The 21,872-nt window shown below is 73.4% G+C and carries 18 protein-coding genes; 8 read left to right on the forward strand and 10 right to left on the reverse strand.

The window, feature by feature from the left end:
- Positions 1–6: 6 nt before the first annotated feature.
- A complete protein-coding gene (locus AB5J73_RS30320) occupies positions 7–3,654 on the forward strand; it encodes a CARDB domain-containing protein (protein ID WP_370962081.1) in 3,648 nt (1,215 codons plus the stop codon).
- A gap of 58 nt (positions 3,655–3,712) precedes the next feature.
- On the opposite strand, the gene AB5J73_RS30325 is transcribed toward AB5J73_RS30320, so the two are convergent.
- The 5 genes from AB5J73_RS30325 to AB5J73_RS30345 all read right to left on the reverse strand — a co-directional run bounded on the left by AB5J73_RS30325 (position 3,713) and on the right by AB5J73_RS30345 (position 7,334).
- Entirely contained in the window at positions 3,713–4,582 is an 870-nt protein-coding gene (locus AB5J73_RS30325) for a trypsin-like serine protease (RefSeq protein WP_370962082.1), read from the reverse strand.
- Positions 4,583–4,649: 67 nt separating this feature from the next.
- On the reverse strand, positions 4,650–5,276 hold the full coding sequence (locus AB5J73_RS30330; RefSeq protein WP_370962083.1) for a TetR/AcrR family transcriptional regulator: 627 nt from the start codon (positions 5,274–5,276) through the stop codon (positions 4,650–4,652).
- A 9-nt stretch (positions 5,277–5,285) separates the two neighbouring features.
- Complete coding sequence (locus tag AB5J73_RS30335) at positions 5,286–6,182, reverse strand: CU044_5270 family protein (RefSeq protein WP_370962084.1); 897 nt, start codon at positions 6,180–6,182, stop codon at positions 5,286–5,288.
- A complete protein-coding gene (locus AB5J73_RS30340) occupies positions 6,175–6,762 on the reverse strand; it encodes an RNA polymerase sigma factor (protein WP_370962085.1) in 588 nt (195 codons plus the stop codon). Before AB5J73_RS30340 ends, AB5J73_RS30335 begins: the two co-directional genes overlap by 8 nt.
- 107 nt (positions 6,763–6,869) lie before the next feature.
- Positions 6,870–7,334: a MarR family winged helix-turn-helix transcriptional regulator gene (locus AB5J73_RS30345; RefSeq protein ID WP_370962086.1), complete on the reverse strand. Its 465-nt coding sequence runs from the start codon at positions 7,332–7,334 to the stop codon at positions 6,870–6,872.
- Between the two features lie 66 nt (positions 7,335–7,400).
- On the opposite strand from AB5J73_RS30345, the gene AB5J73_RS30350 reads away from it, so the two are divergent.
- A complete protein-coding gene (locus tag AB5J73_RS30350) occupies positions 7,401–8,261 on the forward strand; it encodes a helix-turn-helix domain-containing protein (RefSeq protein WP_370973385.1) in 861 nt (286 codons plus the stop codon).
- Here the strand turns inward: AB5J73_RS30350 and AB5J73_RS30355 are convergent.
- Positions 8,258–9,148: a hypothetical protein gene (locus AB5J73_RS30355; protein WP_370962087.1), complete on the reverse strand. Its 891-nt coding sequence runs from the start codon at positions 9,146–9,148 to the stop codon at positions 8,258–8,260. The genes AB5J73_RS30350 and AB5J73_RS30355 overlap by 4 nt on opposite strands.
- A 151-nt stretch (positions 9,149–9,299) precedes the next feature.
- Here AB5J73_RS30355 and AB5J73_RS30360 point away from each other — a divergent pair, with 151 nt between their 5' ends.
- From AB5J73_RS30360 to AB5J73_RS30375, 4 genes are all read left to right on the forward strand, one after another.
- Positions 9,300–9,770 (forward strand): (2Fe-2S)-binding protein, encoded by a 471-nt coding sequence (locus AB5J73_RS30360; protein ID WP_370962088.1) that lies wholly within the window; start codon positions 9,300–9,302, stop codon positions 9,768–9,770.
- Positions 9,770–10,768, forward strand: a complete 999-nt coding sequence (locus AB5J73_RS30365) for a xanthine dehydrogenase family protein subunit M (RefSeq protein WP_370962089.1) — start codon at positions 9,770–9,772, stop codon at positions 10,766–10,768. Before AB5J73_RS30360 ends, AB5J73_RS30365 begins: the two co-directional genes overlap by 1 nt.
- Positions 10,765–12,936, forward strand: a complete 2,172-nt coding sequence (locus AB5J73_RS30370; protein WP_370962090.1) for a xanthine dehydrogenase family protein molybdopterin-binding subunit — start codon at positions 10,765–10,767, stop codon at positions 12,934–12,936. Before AB5J73_RS30365 ends, AB5J73_RS30370 begins: the two co-directional genes overlap by 4 nt.
- Positions 12,937–13,004: 68 nt before the next feature.
- Entirely contained in the window at positions 13,005–13,916 is a 912-nt protein-coding gene (locus tag AB5J73_RS30375) for a hypothetical protein (protein ID WP_370962091.1), read from the forward strand.
- A gap of 95 nt (positions 13,917–14,011) precedes the next feature.
- On the opposite strand, the gene AB5J73_RS30380 is transcribed toward AB5J73_RS30375, so the two are convergent.
- The 3 genes from AB5J73_RS30380 to AB5J73_RS30390 form a co-directional block, all read right to left on the reverse strand.
- Positions 14,012–14,356, reverse strand: coding sequence for a hypothetical protein (locus AB5J73_RS30380; protein ID WP_370962092.1), 345 nt, complete (start codon positions 14,354–14,356; stop codon positions 14,012–14,014).
- Positions 14,357–14,467: 111 nt separating this feature from the next.
- Positions 14,468–17,593: a family 43 glycosylhydrolase gene (locus AB5J73_RS30385; RefSeq protein WP_370962093.1), complete on the reverse strand. Its 3,126-nt coding sequence runs from the start codon at positions 17,591–17,593 to the stop codon at positions 14,468–14,470.
- A 235-nt stretch (positions 17,594–17,828) separates the two neighbouring features.
- Positions 17,829–18,389: a TetR/AcrR family transcriptional regulator gene (locus tag AB5J73_RS30390; protein WP_370962094.1), complete on the reverse strand. Its 561-nt coding sequence runs from the start codon at positions 18,387–18,389 to the stop codon at positions 17,829–17,831.
- Positions 18,390–18,491: 102 nt separating this feature from the next.
- Here AB5J73_RS30390 and AB5J73_RS30395 point away from each other — a divergent pair, with 102 nt between their 5' ends.
- Both AB5J73_RS30395 and AB5J73_RS30400 read left to right on the forward strand, forming a co-directional pair.
- Positions 18,492–20,045: a GMC oxidoreductase gene (locus AB5J73_RS30395; protein ID WP_370962095.1), complete on the forward strand. Its 1,554-nt coding sequence runs from the start codon at positions 18,492–18,494 to the stop codon at positions 20,043–20,045.
- A gap of 30 nt (positions 20,046–20,075) precedes the next feature.
- Positions 20,076–21,245, forward strand: a complete 1,170-nt coding sequence (locus AB5J73_RS30400) for a lipase family protein (RefSeq protein ID WP_370962096.1) — start codon at positions 20,076–20,078, stop codon at positions 21,243–21,245.
- A 10-nt stretch (positions 21,246–21,255) separates the two neighbouring features.
- On the opposite strand, the gene AB5J73_RS30405 is transcribed toward AB5J73_RS30400, so the two are convergent.
- A complete protein-coding gene (locus tag AB5J73_RS30405; RefSeq protein WP_370962097.1) occupies positions 21,256–21,843 on the reverse strand; it encodes a TetR/AcrR family transcriptional regulator in 588 nt (195 codons plus the stop codon).
- Positions 21,844–21,872: the final 29 nt, after the last annotated feature.

Here is a 21,872-nt window from a genome sequence, read left to right on the forward strand (position 1 = left end):
GACGCCATGACACGCATGCGCTTGCCCCGGCTCCTGGCCGGATTCCTCGCCGTGGGGCTGTCCGTCGCCGGGCTCTCCCTCGCCTCCGCCGCCGGCAGTCCGCCGCCTCCGGCGCAAGCCGCGGCCGCCGTCGCCGACGTGCCGCTGGCCCGCACGGTCTCGGCCAGCAGCGCGCTGCCCGGCTACCCGGTCGCCAACACGGTCGACGGGAACCAGGCCAGCTACTGGGAGTCCGCCAACAACGCGTTCCCGCAGTGGCTCCAGGCCGACCTCGGCTCGGCGAAGCCGCTCTCGCGGATCGTGCTGAAACTGCCCGCCACCTGGGAGTCCCGCACCCAGACCCTCGCCGTGCGGGGCAGCACCGACGGCAGCGCGTTCACCGACCTCGTCGCCTCGGCCGGGTACGCGTTCGCGCCGAGCGCCGGCACTGTCACCATCCCGGTGACAGTGACGACCCGGTACGTGCGCCTGCAGATCACCGGCAACACGCAGTGGCCCGCCGCGCAGCTCTCGGAGTTCGAGCTGTACGGCCCGGACTCCGGCGACACGCAGGCGCCCACCGCGCCGGCGAACCTCGCCCTGACCGAGCCCGGCGCCGGCCAGATCCGGCTGACGTGGTCGGCCTCGACCGACGACGTCGGCGTCACCGGCTACACCGTCTACCGCGACGGCACCCCGGTCACCACCGTCACCGGCACCACCTTCACCGAGACGCGGCCCGCGGGCACGCGCGTCGAGTACTTCGTGCGCGCCAAGGACGCCGCCGGCCACGAGTCCGCCGACAGTGGCCACGTCGTGCGCCAGGGCACCCAGGCCGGGCAGAACCTGGCCGCCGGCAAGCCGATCGAGGCGACCTCGAGCGTCTTCTCCTTCGTCGCCGCCAACGCCAACGACAACAACACCGGTACGTACTGGGAATCCGCCGCGGGCTACCCGAACTCGCTGACCGTGAAGCTCGGCGCCGGTGCCGACCTCGACGCCGTCGTCGTGCGGCTCGACCCGGACGCCGTCTGGGGCGCGCGGACGCAGAACTTCGAGGTGCTCGGCCGCGACCAGGGCGCCACGGCGTTCACCACGCTCAAGGCCCGCGCCGACTACCGCTTCGACCCGGCCGCCGGCCAGAACACGGTGACCATCCCGGTCACCGGGCGCGCCGCGGACGTGCGGCTGCAGTTCTTCGCCAACTCGGGAGCGCCGGGTGCGCAGGTCGCGGAGTTCCAGGTGCTCGGCACGCCGGCGCCGAACCCCGACCTGGTCGTCACCGGCACGACCTGGACCCCGGCGAACCCGGACGAGACCAGCCAGGTCACCGTTTCGGCGACGGTGAAGAACGCGGGCACCGCGGCCGCGCCCGCCACGACCGTGAACGTCGCACTGGGCGGCACGGTCGTCGGCAACGCCGCCGTCGGCGCGCTCGCCGCGGGGGCGGCCACCACGCTGACCGTGAACGCGGGCACGCGGCCGCAGGGCAGCTACCAGGTCACCGCGACCGTCGACCCGGCCGACACCGTCGTCGAGCAGAACGACACCAACAACACCTACACCGCACCCGCACCGCTGGTCGTCGCCCAGGCGCCGGGACCGGACCTCGAGGTCACCGGCATCACGTCGAACCCGCCGAACCCGGCGGCCGGCGCGGCGGTGTCGTTCACCGTGGCCGTGCACAACCGCGGCACCGGCGGCGCGGGCGCCTCGGTGACCCGGCTGACCGCGGGGGCCACCACGCTGAGCGGCAGCACGCCCGCCGTCGCGGCCGGGTCCACAGTGGACGTCGCCATCGCGGGCACGTGGACCGCGACCAGCGGCGGCGCGACCCTCGCCGCGACCGCCGACGCGACGAACACGGTCGCGGAGACCAACGAATCCAACAACGGGCTGTCCCGCACGATCGTGGTCGGCCGCGGCGCGGCCCTGCCGTACACCGAATACGAGGCGGAAAGCGCGCAGTACCAAGGGCAGCTGCTCGAAGCCGACCCGCTGCGCACGTTCGGGCACACCAACTTCGCGACCGAATCCTCCGGCCGCCGATCGGTGCGGCTGGCGAACCAGGGCCAATACGTCGAGGTCACGTCGGTGAACCAGGCGAACTCGATCGTCGTCCGCAACTCCGTGCCCGACGCGCCCGCCGGCGGCGGCCAGGACTTCACGCTCAGCCTGTACGTCAACGGCACCTTCGCGCAGAAGCTGACGCTGTCGTCCAAGCACAGCTGGCTCTACGGCACCACCGACGACCCCGAAGGCCTGACCAACACCCCGCAGGCCGACGCGCGCCGGCTGTTCGACGAGTCGCACGCGCTGCTGAGCCAGTCGTACCCGGCGGGCACGAAGTTCAAGCTGCAGCGGGACAACGGCGACAGCGCGGCCTACTACGTCATCGACCTGGTCGACCTGGAACAGGTCGCGCCGGCGCTGCCGAAGCCGGCCGAGTGCACGTCGATCACGGCGTACGGCGCGGTGCCGGACGACGGCGTCGACGACGCCCCGGCGATCCAGCGCGCGGTCACCGACGACCAGAACGGCGTCATCCCGTGCGTGTGGATCCCCGAAGGCCAGTGGCGGCAGGAGGCGAAGATCCTCACCGACGACCCGACCGTGCCCAACGGCGGCGGGCAGTACAACCAGGTCGGCATCTCCGACGTCAGCATCCGCGGCGCCGGCATGTGGCGCTCGCAGCTGTACTCGCTGATCCAGCCGCAGGACGCGGGCACCATCAACCACCCGCACGAAGGCAACTTCGGGTTCGACATCGACAAGAACACGCAGATCTCCGACATCGCGATCTTCGGCTCCGGCCGGATCCGCGGCGGTGACGGCAACGCCGAGGGCGGGGTCGGCCTCAACGGCCGCTTCGGCACCGGCACCAAGATCTCGAACGTCTGGATCGAGCACGCGAACGTCGGCGTGTGGGTCGGCCGCGACTACAGCAACAAGCCGGAGCTGTGGGGCCCCGCCGACGGGCTCCAGTTCAGCGGCATGCGGATCCGCGACACCTACGCCGACGGCATCAACCTCACCAACGGCACGCGGAATTCGAAGGTGTTCGACTCGTCGTTCCGCACCACCGGCGACGACTCCCTCGCCGTGTGGGCCAACCAGTACGTGAAGGACCCGTCGGTGGACATCGCGCACGACAACGCCTTCACCAACAACACCATCCAGCTCCCGTGGCGCGCGAACGGCATCGCGATCTACGGCGGCTACGGCAACAAGATCGAGAACAACCTGGTGTCCGACACGATGAACTACCCGGGGATCATGCTGGCGACCGACCACGACCCGCTGCCGTTCTCCGGGCAGACGCTGATCGCGAACAACGCCCTGTACCGCTGCGGCGGCGTGTTCTGGGGCGAGCAGCAGAAGTTCGGCGCGATCACGTTCTTCGCGCAGGGCAAGGACATCACCGGGGTGACGCTGCGGGACACGGAGATCCACGACTCCACCTACGACGGCATCCAGTTCAAGACCGGCGGCGGGACCATGAACGTGGCCGTCACGAACGTCAAGATCGACAAGTCGAACAACGGGGCCGGCATCCTCGCGATGAGCGGCGCCCGCGGCAGCGCGACCTTGTCGAACGTGACGATCACGAACTCGTCGGCGGGCAACGTCGTCGTCGAGCCGGGGTCGCAGTTCGTGCTCACCGGCGCGCCCTGAGCCTGGGCAGCGGCGCCCGCGTCCCGGGCGCCGCTGCCCAGCACCAGCCGATCACGGGTCACCCGGTCTGGGCGCGGATCCAGTCCGCCACGACGTCCACCCGCGCGATCGTCTCGGCCCCGGGCTGCGGGCACGGCGGCCCGGTGTTGACGATGGCGACCAGCGTCCCGGTGCGGTCGTCGCCGGAGACGAAGAACGGGCCGCCCGAATCCTCCGGGCACGGGCCGTTTTCGACGGTTCGCGTACCCACCGGCACGGCTTCCAGCGTCGACTGGCCGATGCCCGAGACCGTGAAGCGCCCGCGTTTGAGGTGGTCGGACGGCCCGAGCACGGTCGCCGAGTGCGAGCCCCAGCCGGCGAACTGCAGCTGCCGGCCCACCACCGGCCGCTCGCGGTTCAGCTCGACCGGCACGATGTCGGTGATCGCGAGGTCGAGCTTCGCCAGCGCCAGGTCGTTCAGCGGGGACTGCCGGACGTCGACGACCTTCGCCGTGTGCCCGCCGGGATCGGTGTCCTTCAGGCGGCCGACGGTCACCGTCATCGTGTACCGCGGCCGGCCGCCGACCCGCGCGTCGGCCAGGTCGTGGAAGCAGTGCCCGGCGGTCACGACCCACTGCGGCGCGACCAGCGCCCCGCTGCAGGCGCCGTCGCGCACGCCGCCGCCCGCGACGGGGATGTCGTCCGACGTCAGCTTCGCGTTGAAGGGCAAGGTGGGGGTGGGCGCGGGCCGGGTGGTCGTGGTCACCGGCGCCGGGGCGGGGGCCGCCGGGTCGGGCAGCCCGTGCCCGCCGGCCGCGGCGGCCAGGACGGACCCGGCGACCGGCACGCCGGTGGTGGTGTGCGCGAACGCGAGCCCGGCCCCGGCCAGCACCGCGAGGGCGGTGGCCCGCGGCCGGAAGAGCCGTCGTCGGTGCGAAGAAGTCCTCACACCCCTGATACACGGGCGGGAGCCCGGAATGGTTGCGCGTTTCGCGCGCGAACCGCGTCGGCGCCGGTCAGGCGGGTGGTGCCGCGATCGCCGGCCACAGCACCGAGACGACGGCGGCCGGGATCCCGTCCTTGCCGTCGCCCCGGTAGAAGGCGGCGAAGTAGCTGCCGAAGCACAGCGTGGCGATGGTGTGCTTGTCGATGCCGTCCCGGACCGCGCCGCTGGCCTGGAGCTGGGTCAGCACGTTCTCGACCAGCGCGACGCGCGGTTCGACGGCGTGCTCGCGCAGGATGCCGAGCAGCTCCGGGGTGCGGATCGCCTCGCCGGCGAAGTTGCCCATCAGCACCATGGCGTCCGGGTTGAAGTACGCGGGGTCCAGCCGCCGGACCGCTTCGGTGAAGGCCTCCCGCGGGGCCAGCCGGCTCAAGTCCACTGTGTACGAATCGCGCTGTTTGCGGAAACCGTAGTCCAGCGCGTCCACGACCAGGTCGAACTTGGTGCGCCACCGGCGGTACAGCGTCGGGCGGCTGACCTTCGCGTCCGTCGCGATGTCGCCGATGGTCATCAGCGAGTAGCCGTCGCGGACCAGCCGCGCCCGGGTGGCCAGGATGATCGCTTCGTCGAGCGCCGCGTCGCGGGGACGGCCGCCGGGGCGCGACGCGGCTTCTTCGTCGGTCGCGTCCCGGGAAGCCATCTCCGCAGCCTAACGTCCGGGGCGCTGCCCCACCCGGTCGACGAACGTCTTCACGGTCACCGCGCTGTCCCGGGTGCCCAGGAACCGGTGGGTGGTGGCGTCGAAGACGAGCACTTCCGGCCGTGCCTTCGGCGACGAGCCGGGCGGGACCGGCCAGGTGATCCCGACCCCCGGTCGGCCGGCGCCGTCGGTGACGTGGTCCAGCGCCGTCAGGCCGGGCACCTTCGCCGCCGCCGCGAACAGCGCCGCGTAGGACGCGGGCCGGAGGGCGTGCTCGTAGGCGAGGCTGATCACGTCCTTGCCCAGCGCGTTGACGTCGCCCCGCTCGCCGCTGTGGTGTTCTTCGAGGTAGGCGAGCATCGCGTCCGCGGTCGTCGGCAGGTCCGTCCGGTAGGCGGGGGAGGGACGGCAGTCTTCGAGCGTCCCTTCCTTGCTCGGGTCGTTCGCGCCGTAGACGGGTGCTTTGCCGTCGCGGCAGCCGGGGATCTTCGTGTCGCCGATCAGTCCGTCGCGGGTGCCGTCGACCGAGAACCACACCTCCCGCACGGAGTGGTCGCTGCGTTCGGTTTTCACGTACAGGAACTGGTCCGGGCGCGGGACCGCGGCCTGCTCCCCGAGCGCCGCGCCCGCCGCCTCGGTGAGCACCCGCACCGGATCGGCGTGCGCGACACCGACACCGACGCCGACCCCGGCGCCGGTTTCGCCGGCCGGCGCGAGCGCCACGACGGCGGTGATGCCCGCGGCCAGCGCGGCGGCGGCTCCGGCCGTCCAGAACCACCGCTTCGCCCGCCGAGGCCGCCCGGTGCGCGCCGCGGCCAGCAGCCGCTCCCGGGCGGGGGCGAGGTCCTCCGCCGTCGCGAGGCCGACGGCGTCCGCGCGCTCGCGGATCAGGTCCAGGTCATCCATGATCGGAGGTCTCCTTCACGAGGTCGAGGGCACCGAGTTCGGCGCGGACGCGGTGGCGGGCGCGGCTGAGCCGCGACTTCACGGTGCCGACGGGGATGGCCAGCGCTTCGGCGACCTCCGGGTAGCCGAGCCCTTCGGCGGCGACGAGCAGCAGCACGTCCCGCTCGCGGGGCCGCAGCCCGGCCAGCGCCCGGTCGAGCCGCGCGCCGAGGGCCTGGGCGGTGACCCTCTCGGCGACGCGGTCGTCGTGCCCGGTTTCGGCGGGTGGCGGCCCGAGGGCCAGCCGGAGCTTCAGCTCGCGCACCTCCGCCCGCCGCTGCCGCGCGACGAGGTTCGTGGCGATGCCGTAGAGCCACGGCCGGGCGTCCGGCCGGGCCGGGTCGAACTTGCCCCGGTTGTCGAACGCGATCAGGAAGGTGTCGGCGAGGACGTCGTCCGCGCTTGCCGGACCGAGGCGCCGGACCAGGTAGCGGTGGATGTGCCGCGCGTGGCGGTCGAAGATCACCGCGAACAGGCTCGGCTCCCGCCGCGACCGCGTGATCACGCTCGCGTCGTCGTCTTCCGTGTCTTCCGGGGTCATCGCCCGCCTTCCGCTGCTGCCGGTGTCCTCAGCTGTTCACGGAACGGGCGGGCCGGGTTCCGGAATCGGGGCCGCTCGCGGCCGAAAGTGACACAGGTCACCCGGCTTCAGGGGCAGTCTTCGGCCGCCAGCATGCCGCGGCTGGCCTCGCCGAGGCCGTCGGCCAGCGCGCTCAGCTGGTCCGGGGTGAGGACGTCGAGCAGCAGCTCCCGCACGAGGGCGACGTGCCCGGGCTCGGCCTGGGCCAGCCGGGCCGCGCCCTCGTCGGTCAGCACGGCGTAGACAGCGCGGACGTCGCTCTCGCACGCGCGCCGCCGGACGAGCCCGGCCTGCTCCAGCTGGCCGATCTGGTAGGTCAGCCCGCTCTTGGAGTTGGACACGGCGCAGGCGAGTTCGGCCATCCGCAGCTCGCGGCCCGGTGCCCCGCCGAGCCGGGCGAGGATCTCGTACTGGAGGTGGGACAGGCCGGCGTCGCGCTTGAGCTGCTGGTCCAGCCGCTGGTGGAGCAGGGTGAAGGTGCTGCGGAACGCGTTCCAGGCGCGCTTTTCCCGCGCGTTCAGCGGACCACCCATGCGGCAACGGTACCCGTTGTTCAAATTCGAACCCGTGCTCAGCGCCGCTGTTAGGGTCGGCGCGTGATGTTCGATCCCGGAACCGCGGCCCGGGTGCGGCTCTGCAGCCGGCGGGACAACGGCTGGGCCGCGGTGCTCGTGCGGCTGCTCGACAACGCCCCGGAAGCCGAACTCGACCTCCCGCCCGCCGACGAGCAGACGGTCGTGGTGGTCGGGGCGGGCACCACGACGATCGAGTCGCGGCACGGCGCGCGGTGGCGCCGGGCGGACTACGGCCCGGGTTCGATCGGCCTGACCGCACCCGGCCACCCGGCCCGGCTCCGCTGGCGCGGCCCCGGGCGCACCCTGACCACGCACGTCCACCTGCCGGCCGCGCTGGTCGACCGGACGGCCCTCGAGCTGTGGGGCCGCGACGCGAACCGCCTCGGCCGCCCGGACGCCCTCGCCGTCGAAGACCCGGTGCTGGCGTCGGTCGCCGGGGCACTGGGTTCGGCGGCCCTCGCGGGCGCCGACGAGCTGTACGCGGAATCGGCGGCGGCGTTCCTGGCGGTCCACCTCCTGACCCGCCACGCGGCGGCACCCCCGCCCCGCGTCCCGGGCCGCGACGAGCTGCGCACCCGCCGGGCCGTCCAGTTCATCCGCGACAACCACCACCGCCCCCTCACCCTGGCCGACATGGCGGCGGCGGCCGACCTGAGCCCGTTCCACTTCCTGCGCGTCTTCAAGACGGCGACGGGGCAGACGCCGTACCGCTACCTGACCCGCGTCCGGGTGGAGCAGGCGTGCCGGCACCTGGAGCGGGGCGAGCTGTCGGTGACGGAGATCGCGCAGGCGTGCGGGTTCGCGACGCCGTCGCGGTTCGCTTCGGCGTTCCGGGCGCAGATCGGGCAGCCGCCGTCGGCGTACCGGACCGCGGTGCGGAGCTAGCAGCCGGCCGCGACCGGCTGATCGGTGCCGGTGTAGAGGTACGAGTCCGGGACGTAGCCGGTGCCGACGAAGTTCCACAGCGAGCTCGTCCCGTACGGGCCCTCGACCGCGAACCAGGTGAGGGTGCAGTCGATCCGCACCAGCGCGCCGGGCGCGAGCGTGCCGACCGGCCGGTTGCCCGCGTCGACGACCTTGACCGGCTGATCGGTGAGGACGACTCCCCACCCGGCCGTCTGCGGCCGCAAGCTCGCCACGGCGTCGGGGCAGAACGCGGTGTAGGCGAGGTAGCTCAGCACGGCCTGGTCGTCGGGGTTCCGGGGATCGAGGTCGCGCAGGACGCTGAAGTACTCGGTGGCGACCCGGAACGCCTCGCCGACGGAATCGGCGTCCGTCTGCTCCCCGTGCAGGTACAGGGCCACTTCGGCGGCGTACCACCGAGAGCCGAGCGGGGTGCCGTCGGCGAGCATGGTGCCCACTTCGTCGCAGGCGGCCCGGCGGAACGCGCTGCGGATCTCCTTCTTGGCTTCGTCCTCGAGCTCGGCGCGGAAGTCGTCGATCCAGCTCGTCCGGTTCTCGCGCTCGGCGCTCCGGTAGCTGGTGGTGGCCTTCCGGGCCGATTCCCGCGCGGCGGCGGTTCCTTCGGTCGCCGCCGCGCTGTGCGCCGACTTCGAAATCCCCTCGAGTTCGGTGACCCCGGCCTTCGCGGTGGGACCGTCGAGCGCGCTCACCGCGTTGTGCACCAGCACCTGCTTTTCGGCCGCCCGCGCTTCCCATTCCGCCGCGGTCGCCGCGGCTTTGGCGACCTTCCCGCAGCCGGTGAGCGCGCAGGCGGCGCACAGGACCACCACCAGGGCCGCGAAGGGAAACCGGGCTCGCGAATACGACATCGGGCACCTCCCGGGACGGGCAGGGCGAATCCTCGCCGAAGAGTCGCTCGCCCGGGGCGGCGCGTTACGGCACTGCCACCCGCAATAAACGGCCGCTCCGGCAGCAATCACGGGAAGGCGGCTCCGGGGGCCGCGGGGCTAGCGTCGCCGGGTGTCCACTCCAGAAATCGAAGCGAGCGTCAACGGGGAGGCCGTGCGGTTGCGGCTCGACCCGCGGGAGTCGCTGCTCGACGTCCTGCGGGAACGCCTCGGGCTGACCGGTACCAAGAAGGGCTGCGACCAGGGCCACTGCGGGGCCTGCACGGTCCACCTCGACGGGCGGCGCGTGGTGTCCTGCCTGACGCCCGCCGTGCAGGTCGACGGGCAGGAGGTGACCACCATCGAGGGGGTCGCCGGGCCGGGGGGCGGGCTGCACCCGCTGCAGCAGGCCTTCGTCGACCACGACGCCCTCCAGTGCGGCTACTGCACGCCCGGCCAGATCATGTCCGGGCTCGCCTGCATCGCCGAGGGGCACGCCGGTGACGACGAGCAGGTGCGCGAGTACCTGAGCGGCAACCTGTGCCGGTGCGGGGCCTACGCCGGGATCGTCGCCGCCGTGCGGCAAATCGCCGGGGAGGGCTGATGCGGCCCTTCGCCCACGTCGTTCCGGACAGCGTCGGCTCCGCCGTCGAGGCGCTGCGCGACGCCGTGCCCGGTACCCGGATCCTGGCCGGCGGCACCACGCTGTACGACCTGATGAAGCTCGGCATCGAGACGCCGCCCGCCGTCGTCGACGTGCACCGGCTGCCCGAGCTGACCGCCGTCGACGCCGGTGGGCGCGAACTCGTCTTCGGTGCCGGGGCGCGGATGGCCGACGTCGCCGACCACCCCGCCGTGCGCGCCGGGTACCCCGCGCTGTCGGAGTCGCTGTGGCGCGCGGCCTCCCAGCAGCTGCGGAACATGGCCACCGTCGGCGGCAACCTGTTGCAGCGCACGCGGTGCGGCTACTTCCGCGGCGGCCCCGAGTTCCCCTGCAACAAACGCGAACCCGGCAGTGGCTGCGCCGCGCGCGGAGGGCACGACCGCACCCTCGCGCTGCTCGGCACCAGCGACGCCTGCATCGCGACCTACCCCGGCGACTGGGCCGTCGCGCTGCTCGCCTTCGACGCGGTCGTCGACGTCGCCGGCCCCGGCGGCGAACGCACGGTCCCGCTGGCGGAGCTGCACGTCGAACCGGGCGACGACCCGGCCCGCGAACACGTCCTCGACGCCCGCGAGCTGATCCTGCGCATCCGCGTCCCGGTGACGCCCGCCGGCCGCGGGTCGGTCTACCTGAAGATCCGCGACCGCGAGTCCTACGCCTTCGCCCTCGCCTCGGCCGCGGTCGCGCTCACCGTGGACGACGGCGTCGTCGGCGACTGCCGGATCGCGCTCGGCGGCGTGGCCACCCGGCCGTGGCGGGCGGCGGAAGCCGAACGCGCCCTGCGCGGTGCGCCGCTGACCGCCGAGAACGCCCGGCGCGCCGGCGAGATCGCGTTCGCCGGCGCGCGGCCCGGCACCCACAACGGGTTCCGGGTCGAACTGGGCATCCGCACGGTCGCCGACGCCGTGCTGACGGCCGGGGAGCGGGCGGCCCGATGACCGACACGCGCCGCGTGGACGCCCACGAAAAAGTCACCGGCACGGCCGCCTACGGCACCGACCGCGTCCCGGACGGCGTCGTCCACGCGGCCCTCGCCCCGGCCCGGATCGGTCGCGGCCGGGTGTCCGATGTGGACACCAGTGCGGCCGAGGCCGTGCCCGGCGTGCTCCTCGTCGTGACCCGCTTCGACGCCGGCGAGCTGCGCGGCCCGGGGTTCATCATGGGCGGCGGGTTCGCGTTCCAGAGCCTGCAGCCGCTGCTGGACGACCGGATCGCCTACCGCGGCCAGCCGATCGCACTGGTCGTGGCCGAAACCCCGGTCGCCGCCACCGAAGCGGCTTCGCTCGTCACCGCCGGGTACGAACCCGAGCCGGTCGCCGTCCACCTCGGCGCCGACGGCGCGACCACCCTGGTGCAGGAAGAGGCGATCCCGCTGCCGTTCCTCGCCGACATCAAGGTCGGCGACGCCGACGCAGGCGTCGACGCCAGCCCGGTGCGGATCGACCGCACCTACGAGCACGCGGCGCAGCACGCCGTGCCGATGGAGCTGAACGGCGCCGTCGTCGAGTGGCGCGACGGCACGCTCGTCGTGCACGAGGGCACCCAGAACGCGGCCGCGGTCCGGCACGGGCTCGCCCAGCAGCTCGGCCTCGACGCGGCGCACATCGAGGTGCGGTCGCCGTACGTCGGCGGCGGGTTCGGCCAGAAGAACTCGCTCCAGCCGCACCTCGCGCCGCTCGCGCTGGTGAGCCGCCGCCTCGGCCGCCCGGTCAAGCTCGTGCTGACGCGCGCGCAGACCTTCCACAACGGCAGCTTCCGCCCGGCCACCCGCCACCGCGTCCGCCTCGGCGCCGACGCGTCCGGCAAGATCCTCGCCGCCGTGCACGAGGTCGACCAGCAGACCTCCCGCCACGACCTGTTCCCGGCCATGCACACCGAAGTCACTTCGCGGCTGTACGGCTTCGAAGCGTTCCGCGGCCGGCACCGGCTCGTGCGGACCGACGTGCAGACCCCCGGGTACGTGCGGGCGCCGTTCGAGAGCTCGGCGATGTTCGCGTTCGAGTCGGCGGTCGACGAGCTGGCCCACGCCACCGGCCAGGACCCGGTCGCGCTGCGGCTGGCCAACGACACGATGACCGACCCGGTCAGCGGGCGGCCGTTCTCCACGCGGTTCCTCGCCGAATGCCTCCGCCGCGGCGCGGACCGGTTCGGCTGGGCGGACCGCGACCCCGAACCCGGCTCGATGCGGGCCGGCGACGGCTCGCTGCTCGGCTGGGGCGTCGCCGTGGGCACCTACCCGGGTCACGTCGCGCCCGCCGTCGCGCACCTGACCGCGGGTGCCGACGGCCGCGTGGCGGTCGCCGTCGACGGCCACGAAATGGGCCAGGGCATCCGGTCGGCGATCGCGCTGCTCGTCGCGGACGACCTCGGCATCGCCGTGCGGGACGTCGAAGTCCGGGTCGGCGACACCCGCGTCGCGCCGCAGCACCTCACGGCGGGTTCGTGGGGCACGGCGACGGCCCTGCCCGCGGTGCACGCCGGGCTGCGGGAGCTGCGCAAGCACCTGAACACCGCCGACACCGGGCCCGTGGACGTCGCCGCGGCCGTCGGCCGCGCCGGGCACCCGGTCGAGGTCGAGGTGGCGACGGTCGGCGCCGGGCAGGGACCCGAGGTGGTGGACCAGTCGAAGGCGGGGCACCTGGCCATCGCCGGCCCGGTCTACCCGGAGTTCAGCACGTTCAGCTGGGTCGCCCACTTCGTCGAGGTCCGGGTGGAGCCCACGACGTGCCGGATCCGCGTGCCGCGCGTGGTCAGCGTCGTCGACTGCGGCCGGGTGGCGAGCCCGGTGACCGCGGCGAGCCAGGTGCGCGGAGGCGTGCTCTGGGGCGTCGGTGGGGCGCTGCGCGAGGAGAGCCTGGCCGACCCGCGGTTCGGCGGGTTCCTCAATGCCACGCTCGAGGAGTACCCGGTCGTGGTCAACGCCGACGCCCCGCGCGTCGACGTCGACTTCGTGGACCGGCCCGACCTGCTGTTCAACCCGGTCGGGGTGAAGGGGCTCGGCGAGGTTGCGATGGTCGGGGTCGCGGCGGCCGTGGCCAACGCCGTCCACCACGCCACCGGGCGGCGGCACCTCCGCCTGCCGATCCGCGTCGATGACGTCCTCTAGCCAGGCCGTGGACGGAGCGGCCGGCGGTCTGCCGGCCGGACGCGCTGAGCCCGGCCGCGCTCGCCGAAGTGCGCCGGGCCCAGCCCCGGCGGGGGCTGCTCGGCCTGGCCTTCGTGCTGCCGGTGACGGCACTGCTCGCCGCGGGCGCGGGCGGCCCCGCGCGGACGGCGGAGCTGCTCGGGCCGGTCGTCACGTTCGCGCTGCCGGTCGTCGCGGTGATCGCGTTCTGGTGGGTGGACTGGCCCGGCAGCCTGCTGCGCGGCGGCTGGACGGGTGTCTCCGACACCGCGCTCGTGACGGCCGGGGGAGCCGGCCTGGCGCTGCTCGCCCGTGCGGTGACCGGGGCGGCGGCCGTGCCGCTGGCGGCCGGCATCTTCACGCTCGTCCTGCAGCTGACGCTGGTCGGCGAAGGCCGGCCGCTGCGGGGCCGGGGCACGCGCTGGCCTGGCGTGGCGGCGCTCGCGCTGTGCTGGGTGGCCGGGCTGGCGCTCTACCTGGGCCTGGTCCGGACGGGCCTGGTGCGGGGTGAGGACTACGGCGCCTGGTTCGCGGTGCTGGGCGCGTGGCAGATGGTGTGCTACGTGGCGTTGCGAGGCTGGCCGTTCGCCCGGATCCGGCGGCCGGCGGTCCGCCTGGCGACCGCGCACGGCGCCGTCGTCGCCGGCACCTGGACCACCTGGGCGTGGGTGACACCCCCGGTCGCCGGCGCGGTCGTCGCGTCCGTGCTCGTGGTGGCGATGCTCTTCGAGGCCTGGCCCGCGATCCGGTTCACCCCGCTCGCGGGCCGGGCCCTCGTCCTGGCGCTGGTGGCGCTGCTGACCGCGGCCCTGTCGTGGACGTTGCCGCGGGTCGCGCGCTGGGCGGCGGTGCCGGACCACCTCGTCGGCGGCTGGGTCACGCACACGACGTTGAACGCGCTCAGCCTGGCGGTGATCCTGCACGTCGCGGTCTGGCGCCGCTGGCCCGCGTCAGCGCCGTGAGTCGGCGGCCGCCAGCTGCTCGGTGATCTGGTCGAGCAGCTCGGTCGCGGCCTGGTCCAACGCGGCCAGGTCGGCCAGGGTCGTCTCGGCGGTCGTCACGGGCACGGTTCCTCCTCCAGCGCCTCGTGGCGGGCGACGACGGCTTCGGCGAACGCGGTGTGCACGCGGACGTACTCGTCGCGGCCGACCGCCGAGTCGGCCCATTCGTGCCAGCGGATGTGCGCTTCGGCGACGTCGATCCGGGCGGCGGCCGCGACCTCGGCGGGCGAGGTGCCGGCGAGGACCGCGTGGTGCATGAGGGACGGCGAGGAGCGCCGGGCGAGCTCGGCCAGCGCGGCCAGGCGGGCCAGCTCGGCGAGCGTGTCGGACGTGACCGGACGGGGACGCGGCCGGGGGACCGGACGGGAGTTTTCGAGTCCGTCGGTCAGCACGCTGGTCATCAAACGACTCCTGGTCGGAGGCAACCTGAACGGCGGACGTTTACCCCGCCTCACCGGGGTTAAACGCGCCGCCAGGTGACCTCCATCTCACCGGTTCGCGTGACATCGGTCTCAGGTCGCGCGGACCGCACCGCAGTGCCACGGGATCCGCTGCGGCCGCACGCTTTCCAGCGTCGGTTTCACCGGCTCGATCGTGCCGTCGCGGCGGAAGGTGACCTTGTCGATCGTCGTCTCGCGGTGGGTGCCGTCGCCGCCGGGGATGCCGAAGCGGTGGTAGGCCAGGTACCAGTCGTCGGTGCCCGGGACCCGCAGCATCGAGCTGTGCCCGGTGCCGAGGACACCGAGGTGGGCGTCCTTGCTCAGGAGCAGGCCGCGGTTGGTGAACGGCCCGGCCGGGCTCGGCGCCGTCGCGTAGCCGACGCGGTAGTCCTCGCTGCGCGTGTCGTCGATCGACCAGCTCAGGTAGTACGTGCCGTTCCGCTCCGCCGTGAACAGGCCCTCGCGGAAGCCGTCCAGGCCGGTCAGGCGGGTGATCTTCGCCGGGTCGTAGGACACCATGTCGTCGTTCAGCGGGACGACGTAGGCGTTGCCGTTGCCCCAGTAGAGGTACGGCTGCCCGGTGTGGTCGACGAAGACCGCCGGGTCGATCGCCTGCCCGCCGTCGGGGTTGGCCGCGATGAGCGGCTTGCCGGAGTCGGTGAACGGGCCGGTCGGCGAGTCGCTCACCGCCACGCCGATCTTGGCTTCGGCGCAGAAGTAGAAGTAGTACTTGCCGCCGCGCTCGGCGATCGTCGGTGCCCAGGCGTTCTTGTCGGCCCAGCCCACGTCGGGGCCGAGGTCGAGGATGACGCCGTCGTCCGTCCAGTGCACCAGGTCCTTCGACGACCACGCCGAGAACTTCGTCCCGCTCCAGCCGTCGAAGCCGTCCGTGGTCGGGTACAGGTAGTACGTGTCGCCGAACGCGACGATGTTCGGGTCGGCCTGGTAGCCGGGCAGGACCGGGCTCCGCACCTCGTGCGCCTCGACGGTCCACACGCGACGGTCGCCGCCCGCGCCGACGACCGTGACCCGCTTGGGCGTGCTGAGGTCGAGCGGTTTCCCGTTGCCGGGCTTGGTGGTCGCGCCCGGCGCGAGCCCGAACGACGGGGCCAGCCCGCGCAGGTCGGTGCCCGGCCGGACGGGGAGCACGACCGTCCCGGCGCCGGAGTCGATGACCGCCGGCGTCTTGAGCGAGGCGAGTTCCACCGACCGGATGGCGGTGCTGTTCGAGGGCAGCGCGGAGACTTCGAGCCCGGACAGCGCCCGGTCGTACAGCCGCACGTCCTTCATCTTGCCGGTCAACGTCTTGTCGCTCGCGTACACCGACCGGCCGAGGTAGTTGGCCGCCGTGACGCCGCCGCCGAGGTCCGACGGCTTGATCGTGGCGTTCGCGTTGCGGGCGACCTCGACGCCGTCGAGGTAGAGCACCGCCACGCCGTCGCCGACCGTCAGCGTCACGTTCTTCCACACCCCGCGCGGCAGCCCGCCGCCGGAAGCCACTTGCTGTTCGGTGGTCCAGTTCCCGGTGGCGATGGCGCCGCGCAGCCCGCCGCTCGCGGTGCCGCCGGTGGTGAACAGGTAGCCGTTGCCGGTCCCGTCCCTGGCCGTGTTGCCCAGGCCCCACAGGAAGTACGGCGTCTGCTGGGCCGGGTCGACCAGGACGTCGGCCGAGACGGTGGCCGCGGCGGCGCCGGTGAGCAGGTTGTTCGGCAGCTGGACGTGCCCGTTCTTGCCGCCGAACGAGAGCGCGCCGTCGCTCCAGGCGACGTCACCGGCGAGGGCGCCGTCGTAGCCGTGCCCGGTGGTGTCGGTCGCGACCGTGCCGGACTTCGCGTCGAGCGGCCAGTGCGCGACGAGCCCGTTCGCGTCGGCCTTCACCGGCGCCGGGGGAGCGCTCAGCCGGTTCATCTCCGTCTGCGTGACGGGCAGGACGGTGCCGTGACGCGGCGACGACGGCAGGTGCGCGCCCGCGGACATCGTCCACTTGCCGGAGGCGAGGTCGGTGGTCTCGAACGGGACGTAGCCGCGGCCGCCGAACTCGTCGATGAACAGGTACCACTTGTTCTCGGTGTTGGACTTGAAGCCGGTGGGCCCTTCGCCCGCGGAGAGCCCGGGGCTGGTCGCGGTCGCCTTGCCGATGCAGTCGGCGACGAAGCCGTAGTGCGGGTCGAGCAGGTCGGTGGACTTCTCTTCGGTGATGAACTTGCTGCACGGCGTCGAGGACGTGGTGTTGCGCTCGTCCTTGGTGAAGCGGTAGTAGGTGTCCTGGTCCTTGATGACCGTCGAGTCGATCACCGAGTAGCCCGGGTCGATCCACACCTGCGGCGCGCTGAAGCTGACGAAGTCGCGGGTGGTCGCGTACATCATGCGGTTGTAGCTGTCGCCGGTGTGGTCCGGGTCGTTCTCGGCGTAGAGCTTGGACGCCCAGTAGACGACGTACGTGCCGCGTTTGGCGTCCCAGAAGGCTTCCGGCGCCCAGGTGTTCCCGGCGGTGGGCGGGGAGACCTGCACGCTGCGCTGGCGCGACCAGTGCGCGAGGTCGGTCGACTCCCACACCATGATCGACCGGCTCCCGGTCCGCTGGGCGGCGTCCCAGCCCCGGCCGGCGTAGATCCGCAGGTCGGTGGCGAGCAGGTAGAACTTGTCGCCGTCGGGGGAGCGCAGGATGAACGGGTCGCGCACACCGAGCTCGCCGAGGCTCGACTTGAGGACCGGCCGTCCGTTGTTGAGCTCGGTGAAGTTCAGCGGGTCGTTGCCGCGGCTGAGCGCGGAGTAGATCTGCTCGCCGTCGGACGTGCCTTCGCCGGTGAAGTAGAAGAAGCTGTACCCGGCCAAGGGTTCCTGGACCGGCTTGGGGACGACGGTGGCGGTGAACCGCCGGGTGGCGCTTTCCCCTCCCGCGGTCACTTTCGCGGTGAGGCCGACGCGCACGGGCGCGCTCCCCGCCGGCGGCCGGGTCACTTCCCCGGTCGGGGTGATGACGGCGGGCGCGCTGGACGTCCAGCTGACACTCGTGCCGCCCGGCCCGGCGGCCGGGAGCGTGAGGTTGCCGCGGACGTCGTCGATGCCGGGCACGGAAAGGCTTTCGGCGGCGGCCCTCACGGCGGGCGAAGGCGCCGCGCTCGCACCGGGGACGGGGACGAGCGCGGCCGCGACGGCCAGGACGACGCCGAAATGGCGCGGGGAGAACAACTTCATCGTTGTACCCTTCGGGCGCGGCGGGATGTTAGCGTTAACATCAAGCGGGGCACGCTGACCTTATGTCCGCTTCGGGTGGTGGTCAAGAGCCGAACGGAGCGGCGGGACGCCGTCGCACCGGTGTGCCCCGGGCGGTCTCAGCGGCGCGGGCGATGTCATGAACGACTCTTTCCTGTCGTCCGGCGAGGTGAACGGGTCGTTCACGGCATCGCGGGCCGGTGCCGGGCGAAGAGCGTCAGTGGCCGGCGCCGGCGAGGCCGTCCAGGAACACGCGCACCAGCCGCTCGGCCGGTTCCGTCCGCTCCCGCGGGGCCGGCCCGGCGACCAGCGCCGCCTCGTGCATTTCGAACAGCAGGGCCAGGTCCGCCGGCTCCAGGTCGGCGCGCACGCCGCCTTCGCGCTGGGCTCGCTCGAAAGCCGGGCGCAGCAAGGCGATCAGCGCGTGCGTGTACTGCCGCTGGCTGCGTTCCGGCAGCTCCCGGAACACCCGGACGAGCGGCCGCCGCCGGGCCTGCATCGCCAGTACGCGCCGCAGCAGCTCGAGGAACGGTTCGTCGCGCACCAGGCCCTTGAGCGCGGCGAGGTGGTGCGCCGCGACGGCGAACGCCAGTGCCGTGCGGTCGGGGAAGTGCCGGTAGACCGTCGCGCGGCCGAGACCGGCCCGGCGCGCCACTTCGTCCAGGGCGACGTCGGCCTCTCCGCTGAACACCTCGTCGGCGGCGCGCAGGATCGCTTCGCGGTTGCGGCGCGCGTCGACGCGCCGGGGTACGGCCGAAGACGGTCGCCCTGCGCGCATGGGCCATCACGTTACTCGCGAGTAGTGAGACCGGCAATCCGTTCCATCTCTCGGTTCGGGTTCCTACCGTCACCCCAGGTCACGACTACGCCGGAGGAGCCCATGCCCGTCCTGAACCGCCGCACCGTCCTGAAGGGTGCCGCCGCCGTCGCCGGGGCCGCCGCCCTCGGCGCCGCCCGGGTCACCCGGGAGGATCACCGGGTCGTCGTCATCGGGTCCGGGTTCGGCGGCGGGGTGACGGCGCTGCGGCTGGCCCAGGCCGGGGTGCCGGTGCTGGTGCTCGAACGCGGGCGGCGCTGGCCGACCGGGCCCGACGCCGAGACGTTCCCGCACCCGACGTCGCCGGACAAGCGGATCTTCTGGCTCGGCTCGGCGCCTTCGCTGCCGGGACTGCCGTCGCTGCCGCCGTTCGAGCGCTACACCGGGCTGCTGGAACAGGTCGGCGGCCAGGGCATGAGCATGATGTGCGCCGCGGGCGTCGGCGGCGGCTCGCTCGTCTACCAGGGCATGACGCTGCAGCCGACGGCCGAGCTGTTCCACGCCTGCTTCCCCGAGCAGCTCGACTACGCCCGGATGGCGGCCGAGCACTACCCCCGCGTCGCCGCGATGCTGGGCGTGGAGACCGCGCCGGACGCCCTCGTCGAGAGCAAGACGTACCGGGCCGCCCGGGTCTTCGCCCGCAACGCCCGCGCCGCCGGGTACGCCGTCGAGAAGATCCCGATGCCGATCGACTGGGACTTCGCGCTGCGCGAGCTCGACGGCGAGGTGAAACCGTCCTACACCAACGGGGACTGCGCGCTCGGGGTCAACAACGGCGGCAAGCACTCGGTCGACGTCACCTACCTCGCGGCCGCCGAAGCGACCGGCCGCTGCACCGTGGCGGCCCTCCACAACGTCACCGACGTCGCGCTCGCCCCGGACGGCCGCTGGGAGATCCGCGTCGACCGCATCGACACCGCCGGGACCGTGCTCGAAAAGAAGGTCCTGACCGCGAACGCGCTCGTCATGGCGGCCGGCACGGCGAACACGACCCGGCTGCTGATGCGCGCGGGCGCGAAGGGCGACATCCCCGACCTGCCCGACGAGCTGGGCGCCGGCTGGGGCACCAACGGCGACCGCATCTACACCTGGACGAACCTCGCCGACGACTTCGGCGCGCCGCAGGGCGGGCCGGTCGTCTACGGCAGCAAGGAATGGGACGACCCGGCGACGGCCAACACCGTCATCCAGGCGTCCCTGCCACCGCTGCCGGACCTGCGCACCACGATGCTCGTCGGCTACGGCATCAGCGCCGGGCGCGGCCGGTTCGTCTATGACGCCGCGAAGGACGACGCCGTCCTGCACTGGCCGTCCGGCGCCGACGCGAAGCTGAGCGCGCGCATCCACGAGCGGATTTCCCGCATCGCCGGGCCGCTCGGCGTGCTGCTCGACACCACCGCCGTCGTGCCCAGCACGTGGCACCCGCTCGGCGGCGCCGCGATGGGCGCGGTCTGCGACCTCGAAGGCCGCGTGCTCGGGCACCGGGGCCTGTACGTCCTCGACGGCGCCCTGATGCCGGGGACGACGGCGGCCTGCAACCCCTCGATGACCATCGCCGCCGTCGCCGAACGCGCGCTGGACCACCTGATCGCCGAAGACGTCGACCGCGTCTTCTAGCCGCCCTCCCGGACTCGACGAGGAGTTCCCATGCGTCGCTTGTGGACGGTCCTGCTGACCGTCGTCCTGCTGATCACCACCGCCGGGCCGGTGGACGCGGCCACGGATCCGCCGCGCGGCCCGGACGGCGACGCGTTCTACACGCCGCCGAGCCCGCTGCCGGCCGGCGCGGACGGCGACGTCGTGTGGTGGCGGCCGCTGCCGGACCGGTCCGGGGCGAAGGGCTACCTGGTGCTCTACCGGTCGAGGTCCGCGACGGACACCCCGATCGCGGTGTCCGGCCGGGTCCTGGTCCCGTCGGCCCCGTGGACCGGCGCCGGGCCGCGGCCGATCGTCTCGGTGGCCAGCGGCACGCGCGGCATCGGAGACCGCTGCGCGCCGTCGAAGTTCCAGCCGGACTACGAGAAACCGCTGTTCGTCGACGCGATGCTGAGCCGCGGCTGGGCGGTGGCGATCACCGACTACGAGGGCCTCGGCACCCCCGGCCGGCACACCTACGTCGTCGGCCGGTCCGAGGGCCACACGGTGATCGACGCGGCCCGCGCGGCCACCCGGCTGCCGGCCGCGGGCCTGGCGCCGGGCGGCCCGGTCGCGTTCTCCGGCTACTCGCAGGGCGGCGGGGGCGCGGCCTGGGCGGGCGAGCTGGCGCCGTCGTACGCGCCCGAGCTGACCGTCGCGGGCATCACCGCCGGCGGCACACCCGCGGACCTGGACGCGGTGGCGAAGAGCCTCGACGGCGGCATTGGGTTCGGCTTCCTGCTGCTCTCGGCGCTCGGCCTGGACGCGGCCTACCCCGAGCTGGACCTGCCCGCCTACCTCAACGACCGCGGCCGCACGCTGTACGCGACCCAGCAGGACGCCTGCGTCGACGCGGTGTTCGGCTACGCCTTCGGGCACATCGCCGACTACACGACGGCGAACCCGCTGACCACGGCGAAGTGGCAGGCGCGGCTGGCCGAGAACGAGCTCGGCGCCCGGCCGCCGAAGGCCCCGGTCTTCCTGTTCCACGGCTCCGCCGACGAGATCATCCCCTTGGCACAGGCGCAAACCCTGCGCCGCGGGTACTGCGCGGCGGGCGTCCCGGTCACGTGGGGCACCTACCTCGGCGAGCACGTGACGACGCTGGCGTTCTCGGCCGGCGACGTCGTGGGCTACCTGGCCGACCGGTTCGCGGGCAAGCCGCCGCGTTCCGACTGCTGAGCCCGGTCGGTCAGGCCCGGCGGCGGACCAGCGGCAGGAAGACCTCGTCGACGATCTCGGCGAGCACGGCGTCGTCCACTGTGGTCAGCCCGCGGGTGAGGTATTCGTTGCGGAGCAGCACGAGCGCGACGGTGGCGACCCGCGGGTGCCGCGCTTCGGGGGGTGCTTCGCCGCGGGCGACGGCCTGGTCGAGGACCGTCAGCCAGGTGCTCGCGGCGCCTTCGGTGGCCTGCTCGTTCAGCCGTGCCAGTAGTTCCGGCTCGTCGCCGACGCCGGCCAGGAGGCCGCGGAGGATCCGGGCGGCGGGGGAGGACTGGCCGCAGTTGATCGCGCGCAGCAGCGTCAAGACGTCTTCGCGCAGGTCGCCTGTGTCGGGCGGGCTCAACCGGTCGCCGGCGAGGTGCCGGTAGGCGGCGACGCCGAGCGCGGCGCGGTTCGGCCAGCGGCGGTAGATCGCGTTCTTGTTGGTCCCCGCCCGCTGCGCCACGCGTTCCATGGTCAGCCCGGCGTAGCCCGCCTCGGCGAGCTCGTCCGCCGCGGCGCGCAGGATCGCGTCTTCGAGCTCCGTGCCGCGGCGCCGGGTCTTCACTTCGGCCATGGGTACCGACCGTACCGCAGCTATAAGGT

Origin of the sequence: Amycolatopsis sp. cg9 (assembly GCF_041346945.1) — a bacterium.
Classification (GTDB): domain Bacteria; phylum Actinomycetota; class Actinomycetes; order Mycobacteriales; family Pseudonocardiaceae; genus Amycolatopsis.

What these genes read in the sequence shown, in the direction of transcription:
- AB5J73_RS30355 (WP_370962087.1), bottom strand. Translation starts at nt 9,148, where the DNA reads ATGTCGTATTCGCGAGCCCGGTTTCCCTTCGCGGCCCTGGTGGTGGTC.
- AB5J73_RS30390 (WP_370962094.1), bottom strand. Translation starts at nt 18,389, where the DNA reads ATGCGCGCAGGGCGACCGTCTTCGGCCGTACCCCGGCGCGTCGACGCG.
- AB5J73_RS30370 (WP_370962090.1), top strand. Translation starts at nt 10,765, where the DNA reads ATGACCGACACGCGCCGCGTGGACGCCCACGAAAAAGTCACCGGCACG.
- AB5J73_RS30335 (WP_370962084.1), bottom strand. Translation starts at nt 6,182, where the DNA reads ATGGATGACCTGGACCTGATCCGCGAGCGCGCGGACGCCGTCGGCCTC.
- AB5J73_RS30395 (WP_370962095.1), top strand. Translation starts at nt 18,492, where the DNA reads ATGCCCGTCCTGAACCGCCGCACCGTCCTGAAGGGTGCCGCCGCCGTC.
- AB5J73_RS30405 (WP_370962097.1), bottom strand. Translation starts at nt 21,843, where the DNA reads ATGGCCGAAGTGAAGACCCGGCGCCGCGGCACGGAGCTCGAAGACGCG.
- AB5J73_RS30365 (WP_370962089.1), top strand. Translation starts at nt 9,770, where the DNA reads ATGCGGCCCTTCGCCCACGTCGTTCCGGACAGCGTCGGCTCCGCCGTC.
- AB5J73_RS30385 (WP_370962093.1), bottom strand. Translation starts at nt 17,593, where the DNA reads ATGAAGTTGTTCTCCCCGCGCCATTTCGGCGTCGTCCTGGCCGTCGCG.
- AB5J73_RS30345 (WP_370962086.1), bottom strand. Translation starts at nt 7,334, where the DNA reads ATGGGTGGTCCGCTGAACGCGCGGGAAAAGCGCGCCTGGAACGCGTTC.
- AB5J73_RS30380 (WP_370962092.1), bottom strand. Translation starts at nt 14,356, where the DNA reads ATGACCAGCGTGCTGACCGACGGACTCGAAAACTCCCGTCCGGTCCCC.
- AB5J73_RS30350 (WP_370973385.1), top strand. Translation starts at nt 7,401, where the DNA reads ATGTTCGATCCCGGAACCGCGGCCCGGGTGCGGCTCTGCAGCCGGCGG.
- AB5J73_RS30320 (WP_370962081.1), top strand. Translation starts at nt 7, where the DNA reads ATGACACGCATGCGCTTGCCCCGGCTCCTGGCCGGATTCCTCGCCGTG.
- AB5J73_RS30330 (WP_370962083.1), bottom strand. Translation starts at nt 5,276, where the DNA reads ATGGCTTCCCGGGACGCGACCGACGAAGAAGCCGCGTCGCGCCCCGGC.
- AB5J73_RS30340 (WP_370962085.1), bottom strand. Translation starts at nt 6,762, where the DNA reads ATGACCCCGGAAGACACGGAAGACGACGACGCGAGCGTGATCACGCGG.
- AB5J73_RS30400 (WP_370962096.1), top strand. Translation starts at nt 20,076, where the DNA reads ATGCGTCGCTTGTGGACGGTCCTGCTGACCGTCGTCCTGCTGATCACC.